This is a genomic window from Streptomyces sp. TAA040 (genome assembly GCF_000424845.1).
In genome coordinates, this window is the sequence record NZ_AUKR01000001.1 from 22931 (window position 1) to 42963 (window position 20033).

General features: G+C 75.4%; 17 protein-coding genes, 1 other RNA gene and 1 pseudogene. 12 read left to right on the forward strand and 7 right to left on the reverse strand.

Annotated features, from left to right (window positions below; genetic code table 11):
• Nucleotides 1-5 precede the first annotated feature (5 nt).
• On the forward strand, nt 6-1457 hold the full coding sequence (locus tag H300_RS24215) for an MFS transporter (RefSeq protein ID WP_051269223.1): 1452 nt from the start codon (nt 6-8) through the stop codon (nt 1455-1457).
• Nucleotides 1450-2220 (forward strand): SDR family oxidoreductase, encoded by a 771-nt coding sequence (locus H300_RS0100115; RefSeq protein ID WP_037978776.1) that lies wholly within the window; start codon nt 1450-1452, stop codon nt 2218-2220. The genes H300_RS24215 and H300_RS0100115 overlap by 8 nt, the downstream gene beginning before the upstream one ends.
• Before the next feature lie 125 nt (nt 2221-2345).
• Here H300_RS0100115 and H300_RS24220 read toward each other — a convergent pair whose 3' ends face one another.
• Nucleotides 2346-3719, reverse strand: a complete 1374-nt coding sequence (locus tag H300_RS24220; protein ID WP_051269225.1) for a hypothetical protein — start codon at nt 3717-3719, stop codon at nt 2346-2348.
• A 263-nt stretch (nt 3720-3982) separates the two neighbouring features.
• On the opposite strand from H300_RS24220, the gene H300_RS24225 reads away from it, so the two are divergent.
• The 3 genes from H300_RS24225 to H300_RS24230 are packed head-to-tail and all read left to right on the forward strand — an operon-like array spanning nt 3983 to nt 6404.
• Nucleotides 3983-4888: a Nif3-like dinuclear metal center hexameric protein gene (locus tag H300_RS24225; protein WP_078515596.1), complete on the forward strand. Its 906-nt coding sequence runs from the start codon at nt 3983-3985 to the stop codon at nt 4886-4888.
• Nucleotides 4885-5628 (forward strand): CT398-like coiled coil hairpin domain-containing protein, encoded by a 744-nt coding sequence (locus H300_RS0100130; RefSeq protein WP_028425764.1) that lies wholly within the window; start codon nt 4885-4887, stop codon nt 5626-5628. Before H300_RS24225 ends, H300_RS0100130 begins: the two co-directional genes overlap by 4 nt.
• Nucleotides 5625-6404 (forward strand): histidine phosphatase family protein, encoded by a 780-nt coding sequence (locus tag H300_RS24230; RefSeq protein WP_486583410.1) that lies wholly within the window; start codon nt 5625-5627, stop codon nt 6402-6404. The genes H300_RS0100130 and H300_RS24230 overlap by 4 nt, the downstream gene beginning before the upstream one ends.
• Nucleotides 6405-6626: 222 nt before the next feature.
• On the opposite strand, the gene eda is transcribed toward H300_RS24230, so the two are convergent.
• Nucleotides 6627-7382, reverse strand: a complete 756-nt coding sequence (gene eda, locus H300_RS0100140; RefSeq protein ID WP_078515640.1) for a bifunctional 4-hydroxy-2-oxoglutarate aldolase/2-dehydro-3-deoxy-phosphogluconate aldolase — start codon at nt 7380-7382, stop codon at nt 6627-6629.
• A gap of 81 nt (nt 7383-7463) precedes the next feature.
• Nucleotides 7464-8273, reverse strand: coding sequence for a peroxide stress protein YaaA (gene yaaA / locus H300_RS0100145; protein ID WP_028425766.1), 810 nt, complete (start codon nt 8271-8273; stop codon nt 7464-7466).
• A gap of 208 nt (nt 8274-8481) precedes the next feature.
• Between yaaA and rnpB the strand changes: the two genes are divergently transcribed.
• Nucleotides 8482-8885, forward strand: an RNA gene (gene rnpB, locus H300_RS29075) — RNase P RNA component class A.
• A 116-nt stretch (nt 8886-9001) separates the two neighbouring features.
• Here rnpB and H300_RS0100150 read toward each other — a convergent pair.
• Nucleotides 9002-9727, reverse strand: coding sequence for a dienelactone hydrolase family protein (locus tag H300_RS0100150; RefSeq protein ID WP_028425767.1), 726 nt, complete (start codon nt 9725-9727; stop codon nt 9002-9004).
• 414 nt (nt 9728-10141) lie between these two features.
• Here H300_RS0100150 and H300_RS32015 point away from each other — a divergent pair.
• The 3 genes and pseudogenes from H300_RS32015 to H300_RS0100160 all read left to right on the forward strand — a co-directional run.
• Nucleotides 10142-10201: pseudogene (locus tag H300_RS32015) on the forward strand (hypothetical protein); the annotation flags it as partial.
• 61 nt (nt 10202-10262) lie between these two features.
• Nucleotides 10263-10475, forward strand: a complete 213-nt coding sequence (locus H300_RS32020) for a TetR family transcriptional regulator C-terminal domain-containing protein (RefSeq protein ID WP_028425768.1) — start codon at nt 10263-10265, stop codon at nt 10473-10475.
• A 133-nt stretch (nt 10476-10608) separates the two neighbouring features.
• Nucleotides 10609-10848, forward strand: a complete 240-nt coding sequence (locus H300_RS0100160) for a hypothetical protein (protein WP_028425769.1) — start codon at nt 10609-10611, stop codon at nt 10846-10848.
• A gap of 246 nt (nt 10849-11094) precedes the next feature.
• On the opposite strand, the gene H300_RS0100165 is transcribed toward H300_RS0100160, so the two are convergent.
• Nucleotides 11095-12066 (reverse strand): PhzF family phenazine biosynthesis protein, encoded by a 972-nt coding sequence (locus tag H300_RS0100165; RefSeq protein ID WP_028425770.1) that lies wholly within the window; start codon nt 12064-12066, stop codon nt 11095-11097.
• Nucleotides 12067-12556: 490 nt separating this feature from the next.
• Here H300_RS0100165 and H300_RS0100170 point away from each other — a divergent pair, with 490 nt between their 5' ends.
• The 3 genes from H300_RS0100170 (at nt 12557) to H300_RS0100180 (ending at nt 16709) form a co-directional block, all read left to right on the forward strand.
• Nucleotides 12557-14197 carry an alkaline phosphatase D family protein gene (locus H300_RS0100170; RefSeq protein WP_028425771.1) on the forward strand — a complete coding sequence of 547 codons (1641 nt, stop codon included), beginning with the start codon at nt 12557-12559 and terminating at the stop codon, nt 14195-14197.
• 83 nt (nt 14198-14280) lie between these two features.
• Nucleotides 14281-15642, forward strand: coding sequence for a multidrug effflux MFS transporter (locus H300_RS0100175; protein ID WP_028425772.1), 1362 nt, complete (start codon nt 14281-14283; stop codon nt 15640-15642).
• A complete protein-coding gene (locus H300_RS0100180; protein ID WP_486583411.1) occupies nt 15615-16709 on the forward strand; it encodes a serine hydrolase domain-containing protein in 1095 nt (364 codons plus the stop codon). The genes H300_RS0100175 and H300_RS0100180 overlap by 28 nt, the downstream gene beginning before the upstream one ends.
• A gap of 100 nt (nt 16710-16809) precedes the next feature.
• On the opposite strand, the gene H300_RS24240 is transcribed toward H300_RS0100180, so the two are convergent.
• Complete coding sequence (locus H300_RS24240; RefSeq protein WP_051269227.1) at nt 16810-17481, reverse strand: Crp/Fnr family transcriptional regulator; 672 nt, start codon at nt 17479-17481, stop codon at nt 16810-16812.
• A 189-nt stretch (nt 17482-17670) separates the two neighbouring features.
• A complete protein-coding gene (locus H300_RS0100190; protein WP_028425774.1) occupies nt 17671-20031 on the reverse strand; it encodes a hypothetical protein in 2361 nt (786 codons plus the stop codon).
• Between the last annotated feature and the right edge of the window lie 2 nt (nt 20032-20033).

Consider the following 20033-nt stretch of genomic DNA (forward strand, 5'->3'; position numbering starts at 1 on the left):
ACCGCATGGCACCACGCACCTCCGGCACCGACCACCGGCATCCCTCGGCCACGGCTCCCGCAGCGCCGCCGCGTGCCTGGGTGGCGGCGCTCGTCGCCTGCGCGGGGCAGTTCCTCGTCGTGCTGGACGTCTCCGTGGTCAACGTCGCGCTGCCCTCGATGCGGACCGACCTCGGGCTCAGCGAACTGGGCCTCCAGTGGGTCGTGAACGCCTACACCCTCACCTTCGCCGGATTCATGCTGCTGGGCGGCCGGGCGGCGGACCTCTTCGGGCACAAGCGGATATTCCTGCTCGGTCTGGCGCTGTTCACCGCGGCCAGCCTGGCGGGAGGGCTGGCCCAGGAACCCTGGCAACTGCTCGCCGCCCGCGCCGTCCAGGGCACCGGGGCCGCGGTGCTCGCCCCCGCCACCCTGACCATCCTCACCAGCGCCTTCCCGGCCGGGCCCGCCCGCACCAGGGCGATCGGCACCTGGACGGCGGTGGGCGCCGGCGGCGGCGCGGCGGGCGGACTCGTCGGCGGCCTGCTCACCGACATGCTGTCCTGGCGCTGGGTGCTGCTGATCAACGTGCCCGTCGGCGTACTCGTCCTGCTGGCCGCCGCCGTGTGGACGATCGGCGGCCGCCCGCGCACCGGCCGCCGCCTGGACGCCCCCGGTGCCGTGCTCGTCACCACCGGGCTCGGGGTGGTCGCCTTCGGCATCGTGCGGACCGAGTCCCTGGGCTGGACGGCGCCGGGTGCGCTCGGGCCGCTCGGCGGGGGGCTGCTGCTGCTCGCCCTCTTCGTGCTCGTGGAGTCCCGGACGGCCGCGCCCCTGATGCCCCCGGCGGTGTTCCGCTCCCGCGCCGTCTCCGCGGCGAACGCCGCCATGTTCGTCAACGGCGCCGCGATGTTCTGCATGTGGTACTTCATGTCGCTCTACATGCAGAACGTCCTGGACTACACCCCGCTCCAGGCCGGACTCGGGTTCGTGCCGCAGTCGCTCAGCATCGTGGCCGGATCCAAGCTCGCCCCACGGCTCATCCCGGGGCTGGGCGCCCGGAACCTCGCGGTCCTGGGCTCGGTGGTCGCCGGGACCGGCTACCTGTGGCAGAGCACCATGCAGGCCGACGGCAGCTACCTCGGCAACGTGCTCGGTCCCGGCCTGCTGATGGCGCTCGGCGCCGGCCTGGCGGCCACCCCGCTGGCCACCGTGGCCGTCTCCGGTGCGGCGCCCGGCGACACCGGCCTGGTCTCCGGCCTGATCAACACCGCCCGCACCATGGGCGGCGCACTGGGACTGGCGGCGCTGTCCACCCTGGCGGCGGGACGGATCGCCGGCGGCACCTCCCCGGAGGACCTCACCGCCGGCTACGCCCTGGCGTTCCGGGCGGGCGCGGTGATCCTGCTGGGCGCCGTCCTGCTGATGCTCGCCGCGCTTCCGGGCGCACCGCACACGGAGGAGACCGCTGATGACTGACCTGCCGGCAACGGGACGCCGTGTACTGATCACCGGCGCAGCCCGCGGCCTGGGCCGGGTGCTCGCGGAGGAGTTCGCCGCGTCGGGGGACCGGGTGGCGGTGCACTACGGCACCCGGCGGGCCGAGGCCGAGGAGGCCGCGGCCTCGCTCCCCGGCGAGGGCCACACCGCCGTCGGCGCCGACCTGGCCGATCCCGGGAGCGCCGCCCGCATGGTGGACACCGCCGCCGACACACTCGGCGGACTGGACGTGCTCGTCAACAACGCCGCGGTCAACACCCCGCACCCGCCGGTGACCACCGGGTTCGACGCGTGGGTCGCCGCCTGGCAGCAGCACACGGCGGTCAACCTCCTCGGTACCGCGCACGTCAGCCGGCAGGCGGCCCACCGCATGATCGACCAGTGTCGCGGCGGCCGTATCGTCAACATCGGCTCCCGGGGCGCCCTACGCGGCGAACCGGAGCACCCGGCCTACGGCGCGACCAAGGCGGCCGTGCACGCGCTGGGCCAGTCGCTGGCGGTGGCGCTCGCCCCGCACGGTATCGCGGTGGCCACGGTCGCTCCCGGGTTCTTCGCCACCGAGCGGGTCGCGCCCCGGCTGGCCGGCGCCGAGGGGGCGGCGATCCGCGCGCAGAGTCCGTTCGGCCGTGTCGCCGAGGCCGCCGAGATCGCCGCCGCGGTGCTGTGGCTTGCCTCTCCGGCGGCGCAGTGGGCCTCCGGCACGGTCCTCGACCTCAACGGCGCCTCGTACCTGCGCCCCTGAGACGCTCCCGCACCCCGCCGGGCCCTCCTCCGCCGCTGGGAGCCCGGCTCCGGTGGCTGAGAAGCCCGGGCGTCTCGGCCGCCGGGGTGTTCCGGCCGCCGCTCGTCCCCCGGCCGCCGGTCGCCTCAGCCGCCGGGGACGAGCGGCGCACCGGGTGCGAGCGGGGCCTCCTGGAGCGGGACGGGTCGCCAGGGATCGGGCGGGTCGTCCTGCTCGCGTGGCGGGTCTCCGGGGCGGTCCCCGATGTGGCCGCCGTCGTCCGCGTCGCGCGCCGGTGCTCCCGCGGGCGCGCCGCCCTCCGTCCGGTTCACCGGCGCCGCGGCGGCGGCCGGGGCGGCACCGGCACCGGCTGCCGGGTCGGGGGCCGACGTCGGGGCGGGGCCCGCGGCCGGTGGGCCGCCGACGCCGGGCGGGACCGGGTCGAGCCCCGCATCGGCCGGTGGCGTGTGGCCGGACACCGCGGGCGGGGCCGGGGCGAGGTCCTGGAGCCGGGGCGGCGAGAAACGGGCCATCCCGCACCGGTCGGCCGGACCGGAGCACGGCAGCCGCAACTCGCCCTCCGCCGTCACCAGCCCGACACCGGGAAGCCAGCCCGCGGGCGCGGAGAGATGCAGCAGCTCCCGCTGGGCGGGACGCCAGACGGCGGCCCAGGTGCCGTTCGGACCGTCGACCCGGAACGCCACCAGGCACCCCTCCGGGGTGAGCATCTGCGCGGGCTGCACGGCGAACGGGGTGAGTTCCACACCGGCCGGGTGCAGTACCGAGGGGAAGTGCACCGGGCGGCTGCTGCCGAGCACCCCCCAGCCGGTGCGCTGCTCGCCGGGCGCGTCCGAGCGCACCAGGATCAGACCGCTGTCCGGATCGGCGAGCAGCAGGCGGTCCTCGCTGTCCTCGGTGAGCTGGAGCAGCGGCGAGACCTCGCCGCCCCGGCCCAGGTCGACCACGACCGTCTTGGTCGGCCCGTCCGGCTGCCGGCGGTCGAGCGCCAGGAGCCGGCCCTCGCGGTCCAGCCAGGCACCGCCGGAGCAGTGCCCGGTCACCTCGGCCACTGGTTCGGGACCGCGGGCCCCGCCGGCCACCCGCCACACGGTGCTGCGCTCAGGGCCGGTGGCGAGTGCAAAACCGGACCGCCCGTCCGGGGCGGGTGGCAGCAGGGTCAGGCACGCGCTCTCCACTGTTCCGAGCGGACACTCACCGGTCCTCGGGCCGCTCGGGTAGAGCAGGGAGAGCCGGTGCAGCCGGTCGGCCCGCCGGACGATCAGCACCCGGCCGTCGGCCAGCGGCAGCAGTTGGCTGTCCGGCTCCTCGGGCTGGTTCCCCGGCAGGGCGACGGTGTAGGGCTCGGGACCGGCCAGCGTCCAGCGCTCCGGATACCAGCGATCGTCGCCGGCCGGTGCGGTGAGCCGGGCGGCGTATCCGCCGTCGGCCGAGACCGTGCACCGCTCGCTGCCCGCTCTCCCGCCGCTCCGGCTGGGCGTCTCCGTGGCACAGATCGTCATTGCGCCGATCACCTCCGGGGGCGACGCTAGTTTTCGCACGTGCACCCGAACACCGTGTCGGCCTCGTGTTCACCCGTAAGGATGGCGCCGTCCGGGTTCCTCGGGTCCGGTCCCCCGGGCTGTGCAGGGAAACGTTCACTCGTGCACACATTCGAGCGGGTCGACGCGGTGGCGGGGCCCGCCGGGGCCCGTTCCGCGCCGCCGGTGCGAGGCCCTGTGGTACGGCCGGTCGGCCGGTGGCCCGCGGCAGGTAGCCTTTCCCCGTGCCCGCACTCTCCGCAGTCATCGACGCTCTCGACTCCCTCTGGCCCCCGGACCGGGCCGAGCAGTGGGACGCCGTGGGGACGGTGTGCGGCGACCCGGCAGCCCCGGTCGAGCGCGTACTGATCGCGGTCGACCCGGTGCAGGAGGTCGTCGACGAAGCCGTCACGCTCGGCGCCGGGATGCTGCTCACCCACCACCCGCTCTACCTGCGCGGAACCACCACCGTCGCCGCGAGCACCTCCAAGGGGCGCGCGGTGCACACCCTGATCCGCAACGGCATCGCCCTGCACGTCGCGCACACCAACGCCGACCGTGCCGACCCCGGTGTCTCCGACGCCCTCGCCGGAGCGCTCGGTCTGCGGGTCACCGGTCCGCTGGTGCCGGACCCGGACGACCCGCGGGGCCGCCGTGGGCTCGGCCGGATCTGCGTCCTGGACGAGCCGCTCCCGCTGGCCGACTTCGCGCGGCTCGCCGCCGAGCGGCTGCCGGCCACCGCTCAGGGGGTCCGCGCCGCGGGTGACCCCGCGCAGCCGATCCGGACCGTCGCGGTCTGCGGCGGTTCCGGCGACGGCCTCTTCGCGCAGGTCCGCGCCGCCGGTGCCGACGCCTACGTTACCGCGGACCTGCGCCACCACCCCGTCTCCGAAGCGCGCGAGCAGTCCCCGCTCGCGCTGGTCGACGCCGCGCACTGGGCCACCGAGTGGCCCTGGTGCGAGCAGGCGGCCGCCCAGCTCGACGCGCTCTCCGAGCGGCACGGCTGGGGACTGCGCACCCATGTGTCCCGCGCCGTCACCGATCCCTGGACCGCCCACGCGGCCTCCGCCCCGCCGGCGGGCACGCGGCCCGGGCACCGTCCGCAGCACGAGGAATCCTCCTCTCAAGACCCCTCAGGAGCCCCCAACTGAACGCAGAGCCCGCCGACCAGATCCGTCTCCTCGACGTCCAGTCCCTGGACGTCCGGCTCTCGCAACTCGCGCACAAGCGCCGGAGCCTGCCGGAGCACGCCGAGATCCAGACGCTGGAGGGCGATCTCAGCCAGCTCCGCGACCTGCTGGTCGCCGCCCGGACCGAGGAGAGCGACACCGCCCGGGAGCAGACCAAGGCGGAGCAGGACGTGGACAAGGTCCGGCAGCGCTCCGTCCGGGACCAGGAGCGTCTCGACTCCGGTGCGGTCACCAGCCCGAAGGACCTGGAGAGCCTGCAGAGCGAGATCGCCTCGCTCGCCCGCCGGCAGGGCGCCCTGGAGGACGTCGTCCTGGAGGTCATGGAGCGGAACGAGGCCGCCGCTGCCCGGGTCGCCGAACTCACCGAGCGCGTCGCTTCGGTGGAGACCAGGGCGCAGGAGGCGACCGCCCGCAGGGACGCCGCCGTCGGGGAGCTCGACGGTGAGGCCGAGGCCGTGGAGAAGGAGCGCGCTGCCGTGGCCGCCGCCGTGCCCGCCGATCTGCTCAAGCTGTACGACAAGCTGCGCGCGCAGCAGGGCGGCGTCGGCGCGGCGAAGCTCTTCCAGCGCCGCTGCGAGGGCTGTCGGCTGGAGCTGAACATCACCGAGGTCAACGAGGTGCGCGCGGCGGCCCCGGACGAGGTGCTGCGCTGCGAGAACTGCCGCCGCATCCTGGTCCGCACCCCCGACTCGGGGCTGTGACGGCGGGGGAGGGCCTGCGGCCCACCGCCGGGGCCGACGGTGGACCCCGGGGCGCCCCGGCGCCCGCCGGGGCGGCAACGGCCCCGGCGGCCTCCCGGGACGGCGGGGCGGCTCCGGCGGCCGGCGGCGCCGGCTGGTCCGCCGACCTCGGCACCCCGACCACGCTGCTCCTGCTGCGCCACGGGGAGACGGCGCTCACCCCGCTCAAGCGCTTCTCCGGAAGCGGCGGCACGGACCCGGAACTCTCCGCCACCGGCCGCCGCCAGGCGCGCGCGGTCGCCGAGGTGCTCGCCGCCCGGGGGACCGTCCAGGAGATCGTCAGCTCGCCGCTCCGCCGCTGCCGCCGGACGGCCGAGGAGGTCGCCGGACGCCTCGGCCTGGAGGTGCGGGTCGACGAGGGCCTCCGGGAGACCGACTTCGGCGTCTGGGAGGGCCTGACCTTCGCGGAGGTCGGCGAGCGCTACCCGGACGACCTGGCCGCCTGGCTCGACTCCCCGGACGCGGCCCCGACCGGCGGCGAGTCCTTCGCCGAGGTCGCCCAGCGGGTCGCGCGCTCCCGGGACGCCGTGCTGGCCGCTCACCGCTCCCGCACGGTCCTGCTGGTCACCCACGTGTCGCCGATCAAGACGCTGGTCCGGCTCGCCCTCGGGGCTCCGCCGGAGTCGCTGTTCCGGATGGAGCTGTCCGCCGCCTCGCTCTCCGCGGTGGCCTGCTACGGGGACGGCAACGCCTCGGTGCGCCTCCTCAACGACACCGGGCACCTGTCCGCGCCCTGACCGAACACGACCCGCCGCGCCCGCCGCGCCCGTCCGCCCGTCCGCTCTCTGGCCCGCGTGCCCCACGCCCGGCTACGGCCTGCTGCGGGGTGCCCCTCCGGGGTGCGCTGGGCAGGCGCCCCCTCGCCATCCGCTCTTTGGGAACTGCTCGCGCAGGGCGGAGAACGACTCCGCCTGCCACGGGCGATCCGCCCGGCGTACGCACGCACGGAGACGCACTTCTCACGCCGGTGCCCTGTCCGGCGCCCCGGAGCGGCCGCCGAGGGCAGCCGCCTCCGCGGCCAGTCGCTGGACGCGCGGCCAGTCGCGGGCGGCCACCGCGTCCGCGGGGACCATCCAGCTCCCGCCCACGCAGCCGACGTTGGGTAGCGCCAGGTACTCCGTCGCGGACCGGGCGGTGATGCCCCCGGTGGGGCAGAACCTGAGCTGCGGAAGCGGCCCGGCCAGCGCACGCAGGCAGCGGGCGCCCCCGGCGGCCTCGGCGGGGAAGAACTTCAGCTCCCGCACCTCGTGCTCCAGCAGAGCCAGCGCCTCCGAGGCGGTCGCTACCCCCGGCAGGAACGGCAACCCGGTCTGCCGCATCGCGTCGAGCAGCCGCTCCGTGCAGCCGGGGCTCACCAGGAACCGGGCGCCCGCCGCCGCGACCTCGCCCGCCTGGGCGGGCGTGAGCACGGTTCCGGCGCCCACCACCGCCTGCGGCACCTCCGCCGCCACGGCCCGGATCGCCGCGATGGCGGCCGGTGTCCGCAGCGTCACCTCGATAGCCGGGAGGCCGCCCGCCACCAGCGCCCGGGCGAGCGGCACGGCGGTCTCCGCGTCCTCCACCACGACCACCGGGATCACCGGTGCGAGATCCAGCAGACCGCCGGGCTCCTGCGGTCCGGGCGATGCCGTTCCGTGCGGCGGGACGGTGGCACCCGGTGGAACGGCGGTGCCGGGCGGGAGGGTGGTACCTGTCGAGTCTGCGGCGGCGTTCATGGCCGCCATACTGCCCGAGGCCGCGCACTCTGTGAAATGCCCGTTGCGCACCACGCAACGACCCTCCGGTGTGCGCCGGATTCAGTGCACCTCGGTGACGAGGACGTCCAGTTGCCAGGGACGGCCGTCCTTCGCCGGAGGGGTGCACTCCACCCGGTGGCCCAGCTCGGCGAGGGTGCGGGACAGCTCCTGCGGGGTGGCCGGGTCGGCGTCCGCCTCCAGCAGCGAGCGCACCAGGCGCCCCTTCGTCGCCTTGTTGAAGTGGCTGACCACCGAGCGCTGTTCCACTCCGTCCACCTGCTTGACCTGCCACACCTGGACGGTCGCGGTCCGGTCGGCGAGTTCACCCTTCGGCTTCCACATCGCCGCGTAGGCCGAGGACCGCAGGTCCAGCACCAGCCCGTCACCCGCTGCCGCGGGCAGCGCCTCGGCCATCGCGCTCCGCCAGAAGGCGCCGAGTCCGCCCAGCCCCGGGAGCTTCACCCCCGCCGCGCAGCGGTACGGAGCGATCCGGTCGGCCACCCCCACGGCGCCCCACAGTCCGGAGAAGATCAGCAGGCGTGACCGGGCGCGCTCCCGTGCCGCCGGGGACAGGGTCGCCAGGTCCAGCGCGTCGTACAGCACACCGGTGTACAACTCGCCCGCGGGCAGGGCCGGAGCGTCGCGCAGTGCGGCGTTCCGCGCCACCTCGCCACGCAGGCCCGGGCTCAGTCCGAGCACGGCACGCGCCTTCTCCACCTGGTTCGCGTCGCCCTCGCACAGGTCCACCAACCCGCTCAGTACCCGGCGGCGGGGCGGGGCCAGCTCCGGCAGCGACAGCGCGTCCGGGTCCGCGGCCGGTCCCGATCCGCCGATCGCCTTGCCCTCGGACGGCGGCAGCAGCACCAGCACGACATCTCTCCTTCGCAGCGTTCCCACGGAGTCCGCCGCACCGCGCGGCGTCCGCCGGCCGCGTCACCGCGGCGTCCCGAAGCCTACGACCCAGAGCGCGCCCCTCCGTGCCCGCGACCCTGCGCCTCACTGCCCGGGGCCGGGCACGCGGCGGCTGTCCAGCGCGGTCGGCGCGGGTGCGCGCGCCGCGTAGACTGGTGGCGGCAGACGAGTCGTGCGGGCGGCCGCGTCGGGGGCACCGCGCCCCCGCCGAGGAACGTCCGGACTCCGCAGAGCAGGGTGGTAGGTAACGCCTACCTGGGGCGACCCACGGGAAAGTGCCACAGAAAGCAGACCGCCGGGGCCGCGAGGCTCCCGGTAAGGGTGAAACGGTGGTGTAAGAGACCACCAGCGCCCGGGGTGACCCGGGCGGCTCGGTAAACCCCACCCGGAGCAAGGCCAGGAGGCGCCGTCCCCGGACGACGCTGCGTGGATGTCCGAGGGCTGCTCGCCCGAGTTCACGGGTAGGCCGCACGAGGTCGGTGGCGACACCGGTCCCAGATGGATGGCCGCCTCCCGCCGGGCCGCGAGGCCCGGCGGAGACAGAATCCGGCGTACAGCACGGCTCGTCTGCCGCCCTCCCTGCCTCTCAGCGGTTCAACGGCCGGTGCTCCGCCGGGGTGCGGTGAACGGTGCCCCCCTCGCGTACAGCGCTGGTCCGTGGGTGCCCGAGTTCGGACCGAACCCGATCACTCCGTCACGGGCAGGCACTCCGCGAGCAGGCCGACGACGTCCTGCCAGGCTCGCTGCGCGTGCCGCGGGTGGTGTCCGACGCCGGGGAGCACGGTGTGGTCGACCGGCGGGTGGTGGAAGGCATGCACGGCACCGCCGTAGACCACGAGGCGCCAGTCGACGCCCGCGCCCTGCATCTCGGCAGTGAACGCGTCCCGTTGCGCGGGTGGCATGATCGGATCTTCCGACCCGACCCCGGCCCACACCGGGCAGCGGATGCGCGCCGCCTCGCCCGGCCGGCCGGTGGCCAGTCCGTTGACGGTTCCGATCGCGCGCAGGTCAACGCCGTCGCGCCCGAGTTCCAGCGCGATCGCGCCGCCGGTACCGTAGCCGACGGCGGCGATCCGCCCGGGGTCGATCCGCGGTTCGGTGCGCAGGACATCGAGCGCCGCGTGGCCGATGCCCCGCATCCGGTCGGGGTCGGCGAGCAACGGCATGCAACGGGCCAGCATCTCCTCGGGGTCGCCCAGGTAGCGTCCGCCGTGGAGGTCGAAGGCAAGCGCCACGTACCCCAGTTCGGCGAGGGTGTCGGCCCGGCGGCGCCCGACGTCGCTGAGCCCCGGTCCCTCCGGGCCGAGCAGCACTGCGGGCCGGCGGCCGGTTCCGGCCGGAAGCGCGAGATGCCCGAGCATCGTCAGACCGTCGGCACGGTACTCGACCGTGCGCGTGGTGATCGTCGTCATGAGACGGATCGTAGCGATCGACGGGCACGCTCCGGCCGGAGTTCACCGCCGGCGGAACAGCGCGGGTGCTCTCCGGCCGTCGGGACCGTCGACCCGGCGGCGGAAGTGCGGTGGCGAGGGGCGGAGGCGACATTCCCGACCGACAGGATGCTCGCCCACGCGCTGCGCACGCAGCGGAAGTCGTTGTCCGACGGTTCCCAGCTCGCAAGGCCCGGGGCTCCTGGAGCCGTCGACCGCGCTGCCGTCCGCCAGGAGGGGCGCGCCCGGCCTCCCCGCGGTCCACCGCCTCCCCGCGGTCCACCGCCTCCACGGTCGGCCGGGCGCAGCGAACAGGGGCCGGACGGGCTCTCCGGAACCGAGTCCGGGGCGCCTTCGTAAGCAGCGCAGCGCCGGGAGCAGATCCTCCGGATCGCGATGGAGACCTTCGCCGCCCGCGGCTGCCACAGCGCCTCGCCGGCGGAGATCTCCGAACCCGCGGCACTGACCCGGGCCGGGGCCCCGCACCGCTTCCCGTCGAAGGCGGCGCTGCTCGTCGGTGTGCCGAAGCGGCGGGACCGCGCGGAGGCGGGCGGACGAACTGCCGGCGGAGGCCGCCCGGGGCGGGGACGTGGCGGCGGTGGCGGCCGCGATCGTCGTGGTGATGGACGGCCTCCGGGTCCGGTGGCTGCTGGACCCCGACGCCGTCGACATGGCCGCCGCCACCCAGCGGACCATCGGCGCCTGCTCGACGCCCTGCTCGACGGCCTGATCCGGCGGCCCCCGCCGGGCTGATCCGCGCCTTCGCGCTCCCGGCCGCGTTCCGCCCCGGCGCCCGTCCCCGACGGGCACCCGTTCGGCGGCATCCGGGGTGCGGATCCGTGCGTCTCGTGCAGGCTGGAGGCATGGACAGCAACCGCCCGCCGGAGCCGGAGTACCCGGTTGTGGTGGGGTCATTCGGCGACGGCTCCGGGTACCGACTGGTGTGGTTCCGCGGCCTCGGCTGGGAGCCGCTGGCGGGGGACGAGTTCGAGCACCGGGTACGGGAGGTCTTCCCCGACATCGACCTCGACGACCCCGAGCAGGTCCACTGGGTGGACGCGCCCGAGTCGTGGTCCGCCGCCTGGCACCCGACGGAGGAGTGACCCCGGCTCCTCGCGGCCCTCACGCCCGGCTCCCACAGCGCAGGCCCGCGTGTTCGGGCCCCACGGTCCGAGCTCCGCAGCCCGGGGCCGTGTGTCCGGCCCCCGCAGCCCCGGCCCCTGTCCCCGGGCCCCACAGGCCGGGTCCGTGCGTCGGTCCCCGGCCGGCACCGTCCTCCGGCTGCGTGCGGCATGCTGCTGCGGCCCCGGCCGGGGAGGCCGTCCGGCAGCGTCGCCGCCGTCCCGGACTCAGCCGATCCGGAACGCGGCGCCGGAGACCGTGAGCCGGTCCTCGCCCTCCCGCATCCGGACCGTGAGCAGCGAGGGCCGCCCCAGGTCCTCGCCCTGCCGCAGCAGGAGGGTGCTCGTGTCCGGGGCCAGGCCCAGCGCGCGCAGGTAGCCGCCGAAGGCCAGCGCCGCGGCGCCGGTGGCCGGGTCCTCCACGACCCCGCCGACCGGGAACGGGTTCCGGGCATGGAAGACCCGCTCGCCGTGCGGTCCCGGAGCCGGATCGGCGTGGACCAGCTGGAGCGTGGTCAGGTCGGTGCGCCGCATCAGTGCCGCGAGCCGCTCGAAGTCGTAGTCCAGCGCGGCCAGCCGCTGGCGGCCGGCCGCGGCGAGCACCAGGTGGCGCGCGCCGGCGAAGGCGATTCGGGGCGGGAAGCCGGGGTCCAGCTCGTCCGGCGTCCAGCCGAGCGCGTCCAGTGCCTCCGTCAGATCCCCGTCCTCCACGGGGTCGACCCGGGGCGGCACCCCGGTCAGGGTGGCGTGCAGATCGGGTCCGACGGTCACCGGCACCTCGCCGACCGGGGTGGCGAAGCGGAACGTGCCGGGGCCGGAGCGTTCGGCGAGGGCGACGGCGGCGGCGACCGTGGCGTGCCCGCAGAACGGGACCTCGGCCAGCGGGCTGAAGTACCGCGCCCGGAAGGCCCGGCCGGGTCCGTCCGCCCCTGCGGAGCCCTGAGTCGCTGCGGCCCCGTGGGCCCTTGCGGAGCCGTCCGCCGCGGCCGGCTCGTGGGCCGGTGCGCCGGGGCCGGGCGGTGCGCCGGGCGGCGGGGTGAGGAAGACGGTCTCCGAGTGGCCCACCTCGGCGGCGACCGCCTGCATGACCGCCTCCTCGGGGGCGGTCGCGCAGAGTGCCACCCCGGCGGGATTGCCGCCCTCGGGGACGCTGGTGAACGCCGCGTAGTGCAGGACCTCGATGCCGTGATGAGCCGTCATGCCGTCCGCAACCGGGACCCCTGCCACGGTATTCCGCCACCTCCCCCGGGGCTCGGCGGCCTCCCGCGACCCCGGAGTGCCGCCCATACCACCGGCCCCGACCGTCCCGCGGACGGGAGCGGCGGGGACGCCCCGGCCGGGCGGGAGCGGATCCGCCAGGTGCAGCAGGGCGGGGGCCCGATCCCGAGCCCCTCGGTGGGGACCGCTCCGACACTCCCGACCGCCTGCCCGGTTCCCGTCCGCGGCCGTGCTGTCATGGCGCTCGCCGTGTCCGCCAACGGCGTCGGGCCCGTCTCCGCCTCCGGTGCCGGGCCCCTGTCCGCCACCGATCCGTCCGCAGGTGATGCCGTGCCGCTCGTTGAGGGAGCGTGAAGGGCGCGGGCCCCGGGTGCCTGGTCGTCGCGGTCGAGGGGCGTGCGCCACGAGACCGCCATCTCCATGACGCGTACGCGCCAACAGGCCGCCGCTCGCGGCCGCTGCACTCGTCGGTATGACGCACACCGGGAGCGCAGAGACCGAACTCCGTGCGGCCGCGAAGCACTTGGGCCGCCGTCGACTGCTGACCGGCGGCGCGGCCGCGGTCGCACTCGCCTTCGCCACCAACCTGCCCACCACCGCCCAGGCGGCCTCCACCCTGGATCCCGTGCACTTCACGGAGGACCCCTTCACTCTGGGCGTCGCCTCGGGTGATCCGCTGCCCGACTCCGTGGTGCTGTGGACGCGGCTCGCCCCGCGCCCCTTCGAGCCCGACGGCGGACTGCCACCCCGGCCCGTGCCAGTGAGCTGGGAACTCGCCCGTGACGAGGGCTTCCGCCGGATCGTCGACCGCGGCACCGCGGTCGCCCACCCCGAGTTCCACCACACCGTGCACGTCGAGCCGCGCGGTCTGCGGCCGGGAACCGACTACTACTACCGCTTCCGGACCGGAGGCCGCGTCAGCCCGGCCGGTCGCACCCGCACCGCTCCCGCCGCGGGAGCCGCCGTCGACGCGCTGCGCTTCGGCGTCGCCTCCTGCCAGCGCTACGACCAGGGCTACTGGACGGCCTACCGGCACCTGGCCGCCGAGCCGGACCTCGACGCGGTGCTGCACCTGGGGGACTACCTCTACGAGTATCCGGTCGACTCCGCCGGCGGCGCCCGGAGATACACCGACCGGGTGCTGCCGGACATCTTCGACCGGGAGACCGTCACCCTCGACGACTACCGGCTCCGGTACGCCCTGTACAAGACCGACCCCGACCTCCGGGCCGCGCACGCCGCCCACCCCTGGATCGTCACCTGGGACGACCACGAGACGGAGAACAACTACGCCGACGGCACCCCGGAGAACGGGGTGCCGCCCGAGGAGTTCCTGATCCGCCGGGCCGCCGCCTACCGCGCGTACTGGGAGAACATGCCGCTGCGCCGTCCGCAGCAACCTCGCGGCGCGGACCTGCACCTGTACCGGCGGCTGCACTACGGCCGGCTCGCCCAGCTCGACGTGCTCGACACCCGGCAGTACCGCGACGACCAGGCGAACGGCGACGGCTGGCAACTGCCCACCCCGGACTCGGAGGACCCCGGTCGCAGCATGACCGGCGCCGAGCAGGAGAGCTGGCTGCTGGACGGCTGGCAGCGCTCGGAGGCGGTGTGGAACCTGGTGCCGCAGCAGGTGGTCCTCGCCCGGCGGCGGAACCGGGTCGAGGGGCCCTGGCCGGTGTCGATGGACGCCTGGGACGGCTACCCGGCCGCCCGGGAGCGGCTGCTGGCGGGGGCCGACGCCGCGGGCGTCGCCAACCTCGTGGTGCTCACCGGCGACGTCCACGTCCACTACGGGTTCGACCTGCCGCGGGACTTCGACGCCCCGGACGGACGGATCGCCGGTGTGGAACTCGTCACCACCGCGATCTCCAGCGGGGGCGACGGTGCCGAGCGTCCGGCCAACTGGCAGGCGCTGATGGACGCCAACGCACACCTGCGCTTCTACGACGGCCGGCGGGGATACCTGCTGCTCACGCTGGACGAGGAGCGCCTGCGCGCCGACTACCGCACGGTCTCCGCGGTCACCGTGCCCGATGCGCCGATCGCCACCGCCGCCTCGTTCGTCTCCCTGGCGGGCGACCCCGGACTGCGTCCGGTGCCCCGGGTGTGACCGACGATCCCGCTTCATCGGTGGGCCGGGGCCGCGGCACCTGGGAGAATGTGCCGGAAGTCAACAATCTCCTGGAGAGGTGCATGACCGACCCCGGCTCGTCCACCCCGGCCGCCGCACCGGTGCCCGTCCGTTCGTCCTCCCCGGCTGCCGAAAAGGCGTCCGTCCCCCACCCCGCGACCTCCCCGGACGGCGCCGCCGCCCGGCCGGCCGCCAAGACTCCGGCGACCGCACCGCTCACCGACCGGCAGCGCGCCGGGCTGCTGCTCACGCTCATCCTCGGCAGCCTGACCGCGCTGCCGGCCCTGTCGATGGACATGTACTTGCCCGCGCTGCCCGAGGTCGGGGGCGCGCTGAGCAGTTCCGCCGCACAGGTGCAGCTCACTCTGACCACCTGCCTGCTCGGTCTGGCACTCGGACAGGTGATCGTCGGGCCGATGAGCGACCAGTTCGGCCGCCGCCGCCCGCTGCTCGCCGGGATGGTCTGCTACGTCCTCGCCAGCGTGGCCTGTGCGTTCGCCCCCACCATCGGCACCCTCACCGGCTTCCGGCTGATCCAGGGCCTCGCCGGTGCCGCCGGCATCGTCATCGCCCGCGCCGTGGTCCGGGACCTGTTCGACGGCCTCGCGATGGCGCGGTTCTTCTCCACTCTGATGCTGATCTCCGGTGCCGCCCCGGTGCTCGCTCCCGTCCTCGGCGGCCAGGTGCTGCGCTTCACCGACTGGCGGGGCGTCTTCCTCATCCTCGCCGGTATCGGTCTGCTGCTCACGTTGATCACTCTGCGCCTGCTGCCGGAGACACTCGCCCCGGCCGACCGGCACCGTGGCGGCATCCCGGTGGCGCTGCGCACCATGCGCGGACTCCTCGCGGACCGGGTCTTCACCGGCTACCTGCTCGTCGGCGCGCTCACCTTCGCCGCGCTCTTCGCCTACGTGGCCGCCTCGCCCTTCGTCGTCCAGGAGATCTACGGCGCCTCGCCGCAGACCTTCAGCCTGCTGTTCATGGTCAACTCCATCGGACTGGTCGCCGTCGGACAGCTCAACGGCAAGGTGCTCGTCGGACGGGTCTCGCTCAACCGGGTCATGGCGGTGGGCCTGCTCGTCATCGCGCTGGCCGCGGTCTTCCTGCTGCTGCTCACCTCCGGGGTGTTCGGCGAGGTCGGGCTGCTCCCGGTGGCCTCCGGCCTGTTCGTCCTGATGTCCGCGATGGCGCTGGTGCTGCCCAACGCGAACTCCCTCGGGCTGATGCGCGCCTCGCGCGCGGCCGGATCGGCCTCCGCGCTGCTGGGCACCTCGCAGTTCCTCGTCGGGGCCATCGCCTCGCCGCTGGTCGGCATCGCGGGCGAACACACCGCCGTGCCGATGGCCGTCGTGCAGCTCACCACCGTGCTGCTCGGCATCGCGTGCTTCCTCGGGATGTGCCGACCGTGGCGCCTGCGGGACTGAACCCGGCTGCCGCCCGCCGGGCGGCCCTGGACACCGGCGGACTCGCTGCCCTGGTCGACGGCGTGGACGCGCTGCCCGGCCGAGGCTGGTGCGCCGGCGCGGTGGTGCTGGCCGGACGCGGCCCGCACCCCGCCGTCCGGCACGCCACCGGCCGGGCGGTGGCCTGGGACGCGGTGGGGCGGCCCGCCGCCGCACCGGTCCCGATGCGGACGGACACCCCCTTCGACCTCGCCTCGCTCACCAAGCTGTGCACCGCGATCCTCGCGGTGCAGAGCTTCGAGACCGGCACACTCGCCCCGGACCGGCCGGTGGCCGACCACCTTCCGGAGTTCTCCGCGACCGGCACGGCGGGCATCACCGTGCGCCACCTGCTCGACCACACCTCGGGGCTCCGCCCCGAACTGCCGTTCCACGACGGCCACGGCCTGGAACTGCTGTGGGCCGAGGAACCCCGCGGGACCGGCCGCCGCCGCTACTCCGACCTCAACTACCTGGTCCTCCAACATCTGCTGGAGCGCACCGCGGGCCGCCCGCTGGACGCCCTGGTCCGCGAGGGCATCACCGGCCCCCTGGGCATGACCGCCACCGGATTCGGCCCGGTCGACGGCGCCGCGGCCACCGAGGACCAGCACCGGCCGGTCGCCAAGGCGGACCGCGGCATGCTCCGCGGGGTCGTGCACGACGAGAACGCCCACGCACTCGGCGGCGTCGCGGGCCACGCCGGCCTCTTCGCCACCGGCGACGACCTGGTGCTGCTGTGCCGGGCGCTGCTCGACGGCGGCAGCCTCGGCGGCGTGCGGATCCTCCGGCCCGCGTCGGTGGACGCGCTGCTCGACGGACTGGGCTTCGCCGTCGACCAGCCCTCCTTCATGGGCGAACTGGCGGGAAGCGGCGCAGCCGGGCACACCGGGTTCACCGGCACCAGCCTGGTGGTGGACCGGGCCACCGGCACCTACCTGGTGCTGCTCGCCAACACCGTCCACCCGGTCCGCCCGGCCCACCCGGACAGCGGTCCGCGCGCCGCCGCGGCGACCCGGCTGGCCCGCGCGGTGCGCGCCGGCGGGTAGCCGCCGGGCCGGGAACGGCCGGGCCGGCAGACGGATGCGCGACGGCCGGGAGACGGCCGTTGGGACGGACGCGGACCGGCGCGGCCCCGCGGGCCCGCGGTCAGCGCACCGTCCAGACCGCCAGTTCCGTGGACGCGGTCACGGTCACCAGGCCCCGCCCGAGCAGGACCAGCCCGTCGGCCTGGAGCAGCCGCAGTGCCCGTACGACCGTCTCGCGGGACGTCCCGGCGGCGCCCGCAAGTTCCTGCTGGGTGATCCGGACCGCGAGGCCGCCCGGCGTCCGCGGCGCCTTCGACCCGTGCCGCTCCGCCAACTCGCGCAGCACCCGGGCGACCCTGACCACCGCCGGGTAGGCGCCGTGCTCGGCGCGCAACCGGTCCGAGTCCCGCAACCGCAGGACCACGCTGCGCAGAACGGCCAGGGCCAGCGTGCCGTCGGCGGCGAGCAGCCGGCGGAAGTGCGCGGCGGAGACCACGACGCCGCTTGTCCGGCCCACCGCCGTCACGGTCGCGGAGCGCGGCCGGTCGTCCACGCAGGACAGTTCGCCGAGTAGTTCCCCCGGCCCCCGGAGCGCCAGCACGCTCGTATAGCCGTTGGACGAGTCCGCGGTGACCTTGGCCAGCCCTTCCCTGACGAGGACGACGTCCGTGGGCGGCGTGCCCTGGCGCATCAGGACCTCTCCGCTCCGCCAGAGCCGGTGGCGCCCCGCGGAGTCCAGCGCGTCCAGCTGGGCGGGGGAGAACCGTACGGAACCGTCGTGGCGTTCGGCCATGGGCACCCACTCGGTCGGGCTTCCGGCGGACCCGGAATCTCCGGGCCACGGCCCCTCAGCCTAAGGGCTGTCCCGCAGTCCCCGGCGGCGTACGGCGCCACTCGCGCCACCTCGCCGCGCGCCACCACCCTCCCCGGTGCCGGTGGCGCGCGGCTTCTGCGGGCCGGACGTGCGACGCCGGCCCGCGGCTCATACGCGGTGCCCGTCGCGCTCCCGGGCCTCGGCGCGGAACGCCGCACGGCTGTGCCGGCGCCGTTGGTCGAACCACTGCTTGCCCTCGGTGGCGAGCGCGGCCAGGACGCGGAAGCCCGCCGAGACCCCGGAGGTCTCCCGTGCCAGCTCGCGCAACCGACCGGGCGACTCGGGGCTGCCCTCCATCAGCGCGTAGTCCTCCAGCGCGATGTCGAGGAACTGCTGGTTGTCCAGGACGAGTCGCAGGGTCTCCCGCGACAGCGGCGCGTCGGTGGCGTGCGGTTCCACCGGGGAACCGAACTCGCCGGGCGGCCCGGCCGCGGGGCCCCACCCTTCAGCGGACCCTCGGCTCCCGCGGGGGCCCGGATGCGCTCCCACCGTTTCCAGCATGGCGGAGCTGATGGAGTCGTAGCGGAACACCACGTCGTTGCGCCCGTGGTGCTCGCCGGTGACGAAGTCCATCAGCCAGGTGCTCGTCCACACCCCGCCCGCGGTCAGGACGAACAGCTTGACCACGTAGCCCGAGTAGCGTGCCGGCCCGCCCGGCACCCGGGCTCGGACGCAGTCGGGGGCGGCCTGGAGCACGAAGAAGCTGAAGACGATGTCGCGGTGCTCCATCTCGTGCTCGTGCAGCATCTCCTGGAGCAGATGACGCTGGTCGAGGTCCAGCCACGCCGCCATCCGTACGTCGGCGGGCCGGTGTTCCCGGAGGTACTCCGCCCAGTCGGCCTGCACCTCCCGGTCGGCCTCGTACTCGTGGGTCCGTGCCCGTACCCACTCGTCGCTCACCTCGTACCGCACCGCCTCGTGTCCCGCGAAGAACGCGAACCCCCAGAGGGGCAGCACCAGCAGTAGGAAGCCCCCGCTGTCGGACTCCAGCAGCGGGCTCAGCACGAACACGCAGTGCAGGAACATCAGCACCGTTCCGGCCACCATGACCGGACGCGACCACTTCGCCACCTTGTCCGGCCCATGAGCGCGCCAGTGCGCGGCCAGATCACGCGCCCGTCGCTGGATCAGCCAGTCCAGCCCGGCCGGTTCGCCCGCCCGCCAGTAGTGGTGGGTGAGTTCGGCGACCAGTTCCTCGCGCCACTCGCGCGAGTCCGCGGACCAGGCCGTGGCCTTCTCCAGGGAGTCCGGTGCCTGCTCGGCGCAGCGAGCGTCCACCAGGTCGGCGACCTTCTGCCGGAAGCGCTCGCGTCGGCGCTCCTGGGCGGCCAGCTTGCCCAGGAGCCCCACCCGGGCCGGGCCGGAGCCGGCGAGACGTCGGCGGAGCTGCTCCCAGCGGGCGGTCCCGGCCCCGGTTCCGGCAGCCCCGGCCCCGGCCGTCTCGGTCTCGACGCGCCGGCCGCCCTGCCAGAGGCGCATCCGGGCCGCCCGGGCCCGGCGCTTCATCGTCGGCTTGGCGGCGAAGGCCATGGCGGCCGCCCCGCAGACACCGAAGAGCAGGCCCCAGACGATCAGCGCTCCGAGGTCCGAGCCCGTGGCGGCGGTGCTGCCCTCAAAGCCGCCGGTGCCCTGGACCTGGCCGAATCCGGTCTCGGTGCCGGTGCCCGACCCGCTGCCTTCGTCGTCCCCCGTGGCGGCGGCCCGGGTGAGCGCGAGGACCATCGCCGCGATCAGTGCCAGCGCGGCCAGGCCCCACCCGGCGCGCACACTCGGCAGCCACGCCGGGCCGTGGTTCTGCTCCGGCGGCCGGGGCGGCAGCGGGTCGGCGGTGAAGAACAGCGGTACCCGTTCGAGCCGCCCGTCGCCGAGCCGGCTCTCCCTGACCTCGGCCTCCTCCGCCACGCGCCGTCCGTCGTCCTCCACACGTCCCAGCACATGGCGCAGGTGGTCCTCCAACTCCGCCCGGCGCTCCGGCGGGGCGCCGGCCATCAGCGCCTCGACGTCCACGCCGGGGCCGCGCGCGCCGGCGCCGTCGGCCGGTGCGGTGCCGTTCGGGTGCGCCGTCTGGTCCGAGGCGGCCACCGCGGCCGCCAGCAGACCCCCGGCCACCCGCATCGAGGCCCGGTAGCCCTCCGGGTCCGGCGCCGGAACGAGCGACGCCGGACCGTCGAGCAGCTCCCGCAACCGGGGCCACTCCTCGTCGGTCAGCTCCTCGGGCGCCCGCCTGTTGAGCACGGTGAGCAGCCGCAGGTAGCGGGTCTCGTCCGAGTCGTGCCCTCGCTCGGTCGCCCGGTCGAGCAATTCGCCCGCCCGTTCCCGCATCCCGGCCCGCAGACAGCGCCAGGCCGTCCGCACCAGCTCCTCGGGTCGCGCGTCGGCCGCCGCCGTGTACTGGGTGACGTTGCCGTGGACGACGCCGATGCCCCCGTGGCTGATCCCGCCGTACAGCGTGTCGATGCCCTCGGCCATGG